The organism is Singulisphaera chitinilytica, from assembly GCF_049331405.1.
GTDB lineage: Bacteria > Planctomycetota > Planctomycetia > Isosphaerales > Isosphaeraceae > PoT.
The window spans coordinates 9,375,292-9,387,346 of record NZ_CP186274.1; the positions used below are offsets into that span (position 1 = coordinate 9,375,292).

The window sequence follows — 12,055 nt, forward strand, 5'->3', positions numbered from 1 at the left end:
GACCAAGCTTCATGGGAGAGGCCCGGCCCAGCCGTTGGCGAGATATGCCTTCTTCATTCCCGCTGGATCCTCGAGGATCACCCGGCGGACCAACAAGCTCGCTCAAAGGTCCAAGCAAACCCAACCCATTCCCAGAGCATTCGCTTTCTCAACGCAAGTCATCTGTAAAGGTCAGGAACGAAGCGTGAGGCGAACCGACGTGATTCGCGGTTCTCGATGCCCAAGAAATATGGGCGCAACGCCTCAGGACTGGACGCAGGAGCCTATTCACATCCGGGAAAACGCCTGCGCAAAGGACAAGACCCGAGGCGGCGAAGTCCCCGGGCTCAGGATCGCGTGACGAGCGAAGGGTTCTGCCACGATTCGCCCGAGTCGTTGCGCGTCAGACTGATCAGGCTCAGGAGGGAGGCGAGTTCCACCGGCTTGACGAGGTGGTGGTCGAAGCCCGCTTCCTGGGAGCGCCGACGATCCTCGTCCTGACCATAGCCGGTCAGGGCGACGAGGACGACCGACTCGCCCGTCGGCAGCTTCCGGATCGCCTGCGCGACCTCGTAGCCGTCCATGCCGGGGAGGCCGATGTCGAGGAGGATGGTCTGGGGCTGGAAGTTGACGAGTTCGGAGAGGGCGGCCTCGCCATGCTCGGCGGTCCTGACCTCATGGCTCCGCATCCGGAGGAGCCGGGCGAGGCTGTTGGCCACGTCCGGGTTGTCGTCGACGATCAGGATGCGCCGAGGCGTGCTCAGGCTTGCGTCTTCGGGTGCATTCACATCGGCCTCGACCGAGGCGTGCATCAGCGGGAGGGCGGGCAGGCGGATGATGAACTCGCTCCCCTGGTCCTCCCCCGCGCTCGACGCCTGGACGGTGCCCCCGTGCATCTCGACGAGCTGGCGAACCAGGGTCAGGCCGATACCGAGCCCCCCCTGGGAGCGGTCGAGCGACCGGTCGAGCTGCGTGAACAGGTCGAAGATGCTCGAGAGCATCTCGCCCGAGATGCCGATGCCGTTGTCGCGGACGAAGAAGACCGCCTCATCCCCCTGGCGGGTGACCTCGAGGGTGATCCGGCCCCCCTCTTTGGTGTATTTGGCCGAGTTGTTCAGGAGGTTCGAGAGCACCTGCGAGAGCCGCACGACGTCGGCGACAACCTTGAGCGGCTCCTGCGGGACCGCCACGGCCAGGTCGTGCCTGCGGGCGTCGATCAGCGGTCGGCTCGTCTCCACCGCGCGGTTGATGGCGGCGGTCACGTCGATCGGCTCCATGCGGAGCTGGATCTTGCCCCCCGTGATCCGGGAGATATCCAGCAGGTCGTCGACGAGCCGGACCATCTGCTCGACCTGTCGCGAGATGATGTCGTTCGCCCAGAGGAGCTCGGGATCGTTGAGGTCGAGCATCCTGAGGATCTGGACGGCGTTGCGGATCGGCGCGAGCGGGTTGCGGAGCTCGTGCGCGAGCATCGCCAGGAACTCATTCTTGCGCCTGTCGTTCTCCTGGATGTCCCGATAGAGCCGGGCGTTGTCGATGGCGAACGCCGCGCGATCGGCCAGATCCTCGAGCAGGGCGAGGTCGGGGGGCGCGAAGAGGCGGCTCGCATCGAACCGGACGACCGCGATCGTCCCCAGGATCCTCCCTCGGGCCCGGAGCGGGACGACCATCACCGACTGCGGCTTCGTGGCGAAGGCCGCGGCCTCGGGGCCGGGCGGGATCGGGGCCTTGCCGTTCCGCTCGCGACGGGCGGGGAAGTTCGACGGGTCGCAGGTCGCGACGAGCTCCGAGGCTCCCGCCTTGAGCACGCTCTCGATCAGGGTGTCGAGCGGGGAGATCGGGGCTTCCCCCCTGGCGAGCGAGCGGCAGGCCACGTCCTCGCCGGGGGCGGCCCAGGCTAGCTCCGTCCGCTGGTCGACCTGCAGGTCCTCGCCGACGAGGGTGACGACGCAGAGGTCCCCGATGAACGGGACCGTCTGCATGGCCAGGACCTGGGGGATCGAGTCGTAGTCGAGTGAGCGGACGAGGGCGGTGCTGGCCTCGGCGAGGAAGCTCGACTTCCGGGTGGCCTCCTCGGCCGCCGCGCGGGCCGCCTGCTCGTGGGCGAGGGCCACGCGCTCCTCGGCCTGCTGCTTGACCTGCTGCGTCTTGCGGTAGAGGTCGACGAAGACGCCGACCTTCGTGCGCAGGATCTCGGGGACGACGGGGGAGAGGATGTAGTCGACGGCCCCCAGCGAATAGCCCTGCGCCGTGTGCATCTCGTCGCTGAAGGCGGTGATGAAGATGATGGGGGTGTGCAGGGTCTGGCGACGGCTCCGGATCATCGCGGCCGTCTCGAAGCCGTCGATGTCGGGCATGTTGACGTCGAGCAGGATCACCGCGTACTCGCGCTCGAGCAGGCGGCGCAGGGCTTCCCGGCCCGAGCGTGCGGTGATGATGTTCTGCCCCAGCCCATCCAAGATCGCCTCGAGGGCCATGATCTTGTCGGAGAGGTCATCCACGATCAGGATGTTGACTTTCTCGTCCTTAACCATTACGTGCTCGCCGGATATCGACGACAGGCCGCGCGGCGGTGCCCGTCGATGGTTCGAGTGCGTCCCTTCATCCCCGATCTCTCCTTCCGACGCCCGTCAACCATGGAGCCAGGCCCGCAGGACGACCAGCAACTGTTCCGTATCCACCGGCTTGGACAGGTAATCCCAGGCCCCCGCCTCGATGCACTTCTCGCGGTCCCCCTTCATCGCCTTGGCCGTGACGGCGATGATCGGGAGCTCGTTGAACAGAGGGAGCTTGCGGATGGCCTTCATCGTGTCGATCCCGTCCATCTCGGGCATCATGATATCCATCAGCACGATGTCAATATCAGGCTCGGCCTGGAGCAGGTTGATGGCGTCGCGCCCGGTCTCGGCCGACCGGATCGTCATGTTGCGCCACTCGAGGATGCTCGTCAGCGCGAAGATGTTGCGGATGTCGTCGTCGACGATCAGGACCTTCTTGCCGACGAGGACGTCGTCCCCCTGATGCAGCTCCTCGAGCATCCTCCGCTTGGTATCCGTGAGCTTGGCCACGGGGGAATGCAGGAAATACGAGGTCGAGTCGAGCAAGCGTTCGGGGGAGTTCACCTGCCGGAAGACGACGTTCGGGGCGAGCCCGCCGGGCAGGGGCATCTCCCGCCTCGGCGCGGCCGACTCGGAGTAGACGATCACCGGGAAGGTCGTCCCCTGGTCGGGCCGGAGCCTCTTGAGGAAGGCCTCGGTCGACATGTCGGTCGGCGGCGAGCCGAAGACGACGCAGTCGATGTGCTTCTGGTCGAGCAGCTTCAGGGCGTCCTCGGCGGTCGAGGCGGGGGTGATCCGCAGCTCCTCGGCCCCGATGTAGTCGAAGAGCTCGTCGCTTCGCCCGCGCCTGTTGTCGACGAGCAGGAGGTCCTTCACCCGCCGGTTGACGAAGGCCCGGATCGTCTCGAGCAGTTGCTCGAGCGTCTCCCGGCTCTTGAAGGGCTTGATCGCGACGCTCAGGGCGCCTTCCCCCATGCCGCGGTCGAACATCTCCTCGGTCGAGACGACGCAGACGGGGATGTGACGTGTGCTGATATCATTCTTGATCCGGTCGAGCACGCGCCAGCCGTCGATGTCGGGGAGGCAGATATCCAGGGTGATGGCGTCGGGCTTGTAGTCGCGCGTCAGGGCGAGCGCCGCGGCCCCGAGCGAGGTGACGAGCCCCTTGAACCCCTTCTCGCGGGCGGCCTCCAGGAGCAGCTTGGCGAACGAGAGGTCGTTCTCGACGATCAGGAGCAGCGGGTCCCCTGGCTGGATCGAGTCGCGGTCGTCCCCGACCTCGTTCACGAGCATCGGGGTTTCCAGGACCATCGGCGGGATGTCGAGCGTCGGCGAGACCTTGCTGCCGGGCTCGACCTCGACCGCGGTGATCTGCGGCCTGCGGACGGTCTTGGGGGACGAGTAGTTCTGCGGGAGGTAGAGCGTGAACGTGCTCCCCTTGCCGGGCACGCTGACGAGCCGGATCTCGCCGCCGAGGAGCCTGGAGATCTCGCGGCTGATGGCCAGGCCGAGCCCCGTCCCTCCGTACTTCCGGCTGGTGCTGCCGTCGGCCTGCTGGAAGGCCTCGAAGATGATCTGCTGCTTGTCGGGCGAGATCCCGATCCCCGAGTCGGCCACCGAGATCGCCAGCACCCCCACCGCGCGGTTGAGGTCGTCGTTCTCTGGGTTCCAGCCGTTGCGGGCGGGCTTCACCGAGAGCGAGACCCGCCCCTGGTGCGTGAACTTGAACGCGTTCGAGAGCAGGTTCTTGATGACCTGCTGGAGCCGCTTGGCATCGGTATAGAGGGCCTTGGGCAGCGCCGCGTCCATCTCGATGACGAAGTCGACCCCCTTCGACTCGGCGACGTGGCGGAAGGTCCGCTCGACGTAGCTCTGCAGCTCGCCCAGGCGGAGCTCGCCGATGTCCACCTGGACTGTCCCCGACTCGATCTTCGAGAGGTCGAGGATGTCGTTGATGAGCATCAGGAGGTCGTTGCCCGACGAGTGGATCGTCTTGGCGAACTCCGTCTGCTTGGGCTTCAGGTTCCCCTCCGGGTTCTTAGAGAGCTGGTCGGAGAGGATCAGGAGGCTATTGAGCGGCGTCCGCAACTCGTGCGACATGTTCGCGAGGAACTCGGACTTGTACTTGGATGTGAGGGCGAGCTGCTTGGCCTTCTCCTCGAGGTCCTGGCGGGCCTGCTCGACCTCGCGATTCTTGCGCTCGACCTCCTGGTTCTGGTGGGCCAGCAGCATGGCCTTCTCTTGCAGCTCCTGGTTGGTCTGCTGCAACTCTTCCTGGCGGCTCTGGAGCTCCTGGGCGAGCGACTGCGACTGCTTGAGCAGGTCCTCGGTCCGCATGTTGGCGACGATCGTGTTGAGCACGATCCCGATGCTCTCGGTCAACTGGTCGAGGAAGGCCTGGTGCGTCGGGTTGAACCGCTCGAACGAGGCCAGCTCGAGCACCCCCTTGACCTGGCCTTCGAAGATGACCGGCAGGACGAGGATATTCAGCGGCGCGGCGTCTCCGAGCCCCGACTTGATCCGGATGTAGTCCGGCGGGACGTTGCTCAGGAGGATCTTCTGCTTCTCGAGGGCACACTGCCCGACGAGCCCCTCGCCCAGGCCGAGCTGCGTGCCGACCGCGCTCAAGCCCTTGTAGGCGTAGCTGGCCAGGAGCGTCAGTTGCGTCGTCTCCTTGCTCGTATCCAGGATGTAGAAGACTGCGTGCTGGGCCGAAACGACGGGGGCGAGTTCCGAGAGGATCAGGCGACCGACTGTGAGCAGGTCTTTCTGCCCCTGGAGCATCCGGCTGAACTTCGCCAGGTTCGTCTTGAGCCAGTCCTGCTCGCTGTTCTTGAGGGTCGTATCCTTGAGGTTGCGGATCATCTCATTGATGTTGTCCTTGAGCACCGCGACCTCGCCCAGCGCCTCGACCTTGATCGAGCGAGTGAGGTCCCCCTTGGTGACGGCGGTGGCGACCTCGGCGATGGCCCGCACCTGCGTGGTCAGGTTGGCGGCGAGCTGATTGACGTTGTCGGTGAGGTCCTTCCAGGTGCCCGCCGCGCCCGGCACGCTCGCCTGGCCGCCGAGTTTCCCTTCGACGCCCACCTCGCGGGCCACCGAGGTCACCTGATCGGCGAACGTGGCGAGGGTGTCGATCATGCTGTTGATCGTATCCGCGAGCGCGGCGATTTCCCCCTTCGCCTCCACCGTCAGCTTCTGCTTGAGGTCGCCGTTGGCGACCGCCGTGACCACCTTGGCGATGCCGCGGACCTGGCTCGTCAGGTTGCCCGCCATGAAGTTGACGTTGTCGGTGAGGTCCTTCCAAGTTCCGGAGACGCCCTTCACCTGGGCCTGCCCGCCGAGCTTGCCTTCGGTGCCCACCTCGCGGGCCACGCGCGTCACTTCCGACGCGAACGAGCTGAGCTGATCCACCATCGTATTGATGGTGTTCTTCAGCTCCAAAATCTCACCCTTCACATCGACGGTGATCTTTTTGGAGAGGTCTCCATTAGCCACGGCCTTCGTCACGTCGGCGATGTTTCGCACCTGCCCCGTCAGGTTGCCGGCCATGAAGTTCACGCTATCGGTCAGGTCCTTCCACGTGCCGGCGACGTCGCGGACGTCGGCCTGTCCGCCGAGCTTGCCTTCGGTGCCCACCTCACGGGCCACGCGCGTCACCTCGGCCGCGAAGGAGCGGAGCTGATCCACCATCGTGTTGATGGTGTTCTTCAGCTCCAGGATCTCACCCTTCACGTCCACGGTGATCTTCTTCGACAGGTCGCCATTGGCGACCGCGGTGGTCACCTCCGCGATGTTCCGCACCTGGCCGGTCAGGTTGCCCGCCATCGAGTTCACGCTATCCGTCAGATCCTTCCAGGTCCCGGCGACGCCCTTCACGTCGGCCTGGCCGCCGAGCTTGCCCTCGGTTCCCACCTCGCGGGCCACGCGGGTCACTTCCGACGCGAACGAGCTGAGCTGATCCACCATCGTATTGATGGTGTTCTTCAACTCGAGGATCTCACCCTTCACATCCACGGTGATTTGCTTGGACAAATCTCCATTCGCGACGGCGGTGGTCACCTCGGCGATGTTCCGCACCTGGGCGGTGAGATTACCCGCCATGAAATTGACGCTATCGGTGAGGTCCTTCCACGTACCTGCGACGCCCTTCACATCGGCCTGGCCGCCGAGCTTGCCTTCCGTTCCCACCTCGCGGGCCACGCGCGTCACCTCGGCCGCGAAGGAGCGGAGCTGATCCACCATCGTGTTGATGGTGTTCTTCAGCTCCAGGATCTCACCCTTCACGTCCACGGTGATCTTCTTCGACAGGTCGCCATTGGCGACCGCGGTGGTCACCTCCGCGATGTTCCGCACCTGGCCGGTCAGGTTGCCCGCCATCGAGTTCACGCTATCCGTCAGATCCTTCCAGGTCCCGGCCACGTCCTTCACGTCGGCCTGGCCGCCGAGCTTGCCCTCGGTTCCCACCTCGCGGGCCACGCGGGTCACTTCCGACGCGAACGAGCTGAGCTGATCCACCATCGTATTGATGGTGTTCTTCAGCTCCAGGATCTCTCCCTTCACATCCACGGTGATTTGCTTGGACAAATCTCCATTCGCGACGGCGGTGGTCACCTCGGCGATATTCCGCACCTGGCTCGTCAGGTTGCCCGCCATGAAGTTCACGCTGTCGGTGAGATCCTTCCAGGTGCCCGCGACACCAGGCACGTCGGCCTGGCCGCCGAGCTTGCCCTCGGTGCCCACCTCGCGAGCCACGCGCGTCACTTCGGATGCAAATGAGCTCAACTGATCCACCATCGTATTGACGGTGTTCTTCAGCTCCAGGATCTCACCTTTAACATTGACGGTGATCTTCTTCGACAGGTCACCATTGGCCACGGCCGTGGTGACGGCGGCGATGTTGCGCACCTGGGCGGTGAGATTACCCGCCATGAAGTTGACGCTATCGGTGAGGTCTTTCCACGTGCCCGAGACACCTTCGACCTGGGCCTGACCGCCGAGCTTACCTTCGGTTCCCACCTCGCGGGCCACGCGGGTCACCTCGGCGGCGAAGGAGCGCAACTGATCCACCATCGTGTTGATGGTGTTCTTCAGCTCGAGGATCTCCCCCTTCACGTCCACGGTGATCTTCTTCGAGAGGTCGCCGTTCGCGACAGCCGTCGTCACTTCCGCGATGTTGCGCACCTGGCCCGTCAGGTTGCCGGCCATCGAATTGACGCTATCGGTGAGGTCCTTCCACGTACCTGCGACGCCCTTCACATCGGCCTGGCCGCCGAGCTTGCCTTCCGTACCCACCTCGCGGGCCACGCGGGTCACTTCGGAGGCGAACGAACCGAGCTGATCCACCATCGTGTTGATGGTCTTGGCCGTGCGGAGGAAGTCCCCCTGGAGGGGCCGGCCGTTGATCTCGAGGGCCATCGTCTGCGAGAGGTCCCCCTGGGCGACGGCGCCGATCACGCGCGCGGTCTCGCTCGTCGGGTGGACGAGGTCGCCGATCAGGGCGTTGACCGAGGCGATCGAGGCCTCCCACGAGCCGCTGACGGCCCCGAGCGACGCGCGCTCGTTGATCCGGCCTTCCTTGCCGACGACCCGGCTCAGCCGCTCCAGCTCGTGGGCCATCCGCTCGTTCAGCTCGATGACCTCGTTGAATGTGTCGGCCACCTTGCCTGCGAGCCCCGTCCAGTCGATCGGCAGGCGTGCCGAGAAGTTCCCCTTCTTGAGGGCGGTCAGCGCGGTCAAGAGCGCGGTGGTCGTCTGGTCGGCACCCTGGGACATCGGCTCCTGCAAGGCTGGCATCGCGAAATCTCCCGGGGGGCATAGGACCATTGGCGAAGGTCGTCCAGTCGAGTCGCCTTCAACCTATCCACATAACCTTAACCGCTCAGCATCGCCCCGAGGCATCACACGATCGTCGCGCCGGGACGCCCTCGCCGCGCGGACATCGACCGGCGGCCGGCCCGTCTTGGGGCGAGGGACTCCAGGACGGGGGGACATCCGGCATCGATCGAGGAATTGCGTCATCGCTCTCAAGGAGCCCACGTCTCGTCGCCGAGATCATCGCGTCACCGCGTCACCCTCGAAGGCTCGGACCCGGAATTCACCCGGGTCGACGACGCCCTGACGTGCGGGGCGGAGCAGGCTGACCTCGCCGCGATGCCTCAAGCAAGGACACGTCCTTCGGCAAACGTTCGAGAGGCGCGACGGAACTGGATCAGGCGGAGAAAGAGATCGACGGACGCCCATTTCTCCAAGCCAACCGTCCTTGAAGGATAATGCGGAAACGAAGGGAGGGTCAACCATGAACCTCGGACACGGCCTATCACCTGGAAATCCAGTTGCTGAAAGTGAAATCCCGGGTCTCACGATGATCTTGATGGACCAACCCACGCCCGCAATTCAACCGATCTACCCAGACCGACTATTCTCCAAGCGAATACCGCCGGTTTGGCGCGGGGGGCCACGCTCATCCGGGGTCTCGCCATGAGCCCCGGGCGAGGAGTCCCCGGGCGTCCGACGGATCAGGGGGTAGCGGGGCTCGCGGCCTTGGCCTTCGCCTGGGGCTTCTCGAAGACGATGATGTGCTGCCAGGGGAGGAAGTCGAACTTCTCCTTGAAGGCAAAGCCCTGGGGTTCGATCTCCCGGCGTACCTGGGCGACGGTCATCTTATGCTCGGGCTTGATCGGGACCTCGGGGTCTTCGCCGCGGAACTCGACGAGGACGAGCCGCCCGCCGGGCTTGAGCGCCTTGCGAAGGCCTTTGAGCGTGGCCTCGGGGTCGACGCACTCGTGATAGACGTCGACCATCAGGATGAGGTCGACCTGCTCCTCGGGGAGTTTGGGGTCGGTGGGGGTGCAGCGGACGGGCTTGATGTTCTTGACGCCCGCCTCCTTCATATTGGCCGCGAGCATCCGGAGCATCTCGGGCTGGAGGTCGGTCGCCAGGACGAGCCCCTTGGGCCCGACCCGACGGGCCAGGCGGAGGCTCGTGTAACCGACACCGGCCCCGACGTCGGCGACGGTCTCTCCCTCGCGGATCTTGAGGGCGTCGATCATCGCCTCGGGCTGTTCTTCCTGCTCGCGCTCGGGGCGGATGAGCCACTCGGCCCCTTCGTACGTCATCACCGGCGCGATGACGCGGCCCATGTAGGTCTTCGGGCCGTTGGAACGGCCGCGTCTGTTGGCCTTCGACTTCGGCTTCGATTCGGCCGGGGCGGGGGCAGCGGACTGCGCCTGAGCCTGATCCGGGGACGTCGAGACCTCCTGGGCCGGGACCGGTTCCGAAACCGCCCAGGCGGCCATGAGCATCCAACCTGCGAGACGTAGCGTGGACATTCCGACCTCCTTATCGTGATCGATTCGGACTCCATCCTAACGTCCGAACGCGGGCGCTTCGACGGCTCAGTCGGCGAAGGCGTAGCGGACGATGCAGTAGAGGGCCTGCACGCCGTCCTTCCAGCCGATCTTCTTGCCTTCGCGATAGTCGCGGCCGTTGTAGCTGACCGGGATCTCGTAGATCCGACAGCGACGGGCCGGGCGGCCTTCGAGCGCCGGGACCTGGAACCGGGCGACCTTGGCCGTGACCTCCGGCTCGAAGCCGAACCGGTTGCTCTTGAGCGGGATGTTCTGGATCACTTCCCGACGGAAGACCTTGTAGCAGACTTCCATGTCCGTCAGGTTCAGGTCGGTCATGAAGTTGGAGAGCAGGGTGAGGAAGCGGTTCCCCTGCGAGTGCCAGAAGTGGAGCACCCGGTGCTCTTCGCCGATGAACCGGGAGCCGTAGACCACGTCGGCCTTGCCCTCGAGGATCGGGGCGATGAGCTGCGGATACTGGTTGGGGTCGTATTCGAGGTCGGCGTCCTGCACGATCACGACATTGCCGGTCGCGTGGGCGAAGCCCGTGCGCAGGGCGGCGCCTTTGCCCTGGTTCACGTCGTGGAAGACGATCGTCAGGTCCGGGTTATCGGCCGCCATGCCCTTGAGGATTTCGGTCGTACCGTCCTTGGAGCAGTCATCGACGAGGATGATCTGCTTGTTGATCGGCACGGCGCGGACCTGGCGAAGGATCTCGTGGATCGTGTTCCGCTCGTTGTAGACGGGGATCACCACCGACAGCTTGAAGTCGTCGGGGATCCGATAGATCCCCCATTGCCGGCAGATGGCCTCACCGAAGGTCCGGAGCAGCCACTCTCGGCGCTCGTGCTCGTCGTCCAGGGGAAGCGTGAAGTTGGGATCGACGGTCGACATCGAAACAAAATCCTTGTGACCCGAACCAGGATCAATCCGCCCCGCTGGCGCCATTCACCGGGGAACAGGTCAGGCAGCCAGCTCGCCAAAGAAGTCTCAATCCAAAGATAGGACGTGCTTTGGTCTGAGGAAAGAGATTGCTCGATTCGAGTCGGGACGTTGGAAAGGAAAGACACCCCTTTACAACGAAACACGCCAAATAGAAATGGTCCACCCCGGCGTCGCGACGCCGGGGTGGACCATCGGGGCACGAGGCCCACCATTATCGTTGACCGGACCGAGGGTCAGGAGGCCCTGGCACCGACCTGGAGGTTAGTCGTCACCGATCAAGACTTCGGGGTTTCCGCGGCCGGGGCCGGAGCCGGGGCGGGCTCGGGGGCCGCTTCGGTCTTGGCGGGTTCGGGAGCGGGCGGGGTGGCTTCGGCCGGAGCCGGGGCCGGTTCGGGGGTCGGGGCCGGAGCCGGGGCGGGCTCGGTCACAGCCGGGGGCGGGGCCGGGGCGCTGGTCGTCGGGGCCACCGGGGCGGGCGTCATGACGCCCTGAGCGGCCGGGTAGGCCTGGGCCGAGCCCTCGACCACCGGGGTGTAGCTGCCGTAGACCGGGGGAGCATAGTCCACCGAGCTGTAGCAAGAGCTGAAGCAGGAGCTATAGCAAGAGCTGTAGCAAGAGCTATAGCAGGCCGAGCTGTAGCAGCTCGAGTACTGGTGGCCGCACTTCCTGTGCTTCCCGAAGAAGCCCGAGAAGAGGCCGTGCTTGTGCTTGCTGGTGTAGCAAGACGAGTAGCAGGAACTATAGCAAGAGCTGTAGCAGGAGCTATAGCACGAGGAGTAGCAGGAGCTGTAGCAAGAGCTATAGCAGCCGCTGGAGACGGGGGGAACATAAGCAGAGCTGTAGCACTGCTCGGAGCTGTAGCACTGAGCCGAGGGGTAGCTCACCGTCTCGACGCTGCTATAGCAGGACGAGTAGCACGACGAATAGCAGGAGGCCACGGTGACGGGCGCACAGCTCTTGTGGTGACAGCCTAGGCCGCTGAGGGCCATCAGCATGACGATCGTTCCCTGCATTTTCTAACCTCCAAGGTGCGTCAATCAATCATCGCGGGGCCGGTCAGTAAAAAACGCGCTTCGGTCGGGCGCGGAGGCCGATACTCGCCCCAACTCATCGACCTCACCCCGATTACCCGCCGACTCGTTTACAATCGATACCAACTGCTCAGGTACCGCAAATTCTAGACGACGACTTGGGAGAATGCAAACCACCATCGCAAACTTGGAT

The 12,055-nt window shown here is 64.8% G+C and carries 5 protein-coding genes; all 5 read right to left on the bottom strand.

The genetic code is table 11. The features are described 5' to 3' along the window. Nucleotides 1-326 precede the first annotated feature (326 nt). The 5 genes from ACOYYX_RS36525 to ACOYYX_RS36545 all read right to left on the bottom strand — a co-directional run bounded on the left by ACOYYX_RS36525 (nucleotide 327) and on the right by ACOYYX_RS36545 (nucleotide 11,844). Nucleotides 327-2,513, bottom strand: a complete 2,187-nt coding sequence (locus tag ACOYYX_RS36525) for a response regulator (protein WP_422927577.1) — start codon at nucleotides 2,511-2,513, stop codon at nucleotides 327-329. A gap of 96 nt (nucleotides 2,514-2,609) precedes the next feature. Next, on the bottom strand, nucleotides 2,610-8,333 hold the full coding sequence (locus ACOYYX_RS36530) for a HAMP domain-containing protein (protein ID WP_422927578.1): 5,724 nt from the start codon (nucleotides 8,331-8,333) through the stop codon (nucleotides 2,610-2,612). Nucleotides 8,334-9,055: 722 nt separating this feature from the next. Next, nucleotides 9,056-9,868 (bottom strand): class I SAM-dependent methyltransferase, encoded by an 813-nt coding sequence (locus tag ACOYYX_RS36535; protein ID WP_422927579.1) that lies wholly within the window; start codon nucleotides 9,866-9,868, stop codon nucleotides 9,056-9,058. A 66-nt stretch (nucleotides 9,869-9,934) separates the two neighbouring features. Further along, entirely contained in the window at nucleotides 9,935-10,780 is an 846-nt protein-coding gene (locus ACOYYX_RS36540) for a glycosyltransferase family 2 protein (protein ID WP_422927580.1), read from the bottom strand. A 326-nt stretch (nucleotides 10,781-11,106) separates the two neighbouring features. Continuing rightward, on the bottom strand, nucleotides 11,107-11,844 hold the full coding sequence (locus ACOYYX_RS36545) for a hypothetical protein (RefSeq protein ID WP_422927581.1): 738 nt from the start codon (nucleotides 11,842-11,844) through the stop codon (nucleotides 11,107-11,109). Nucleotides 11,845-12,055 lie beyond the last annotated feature (211 nt).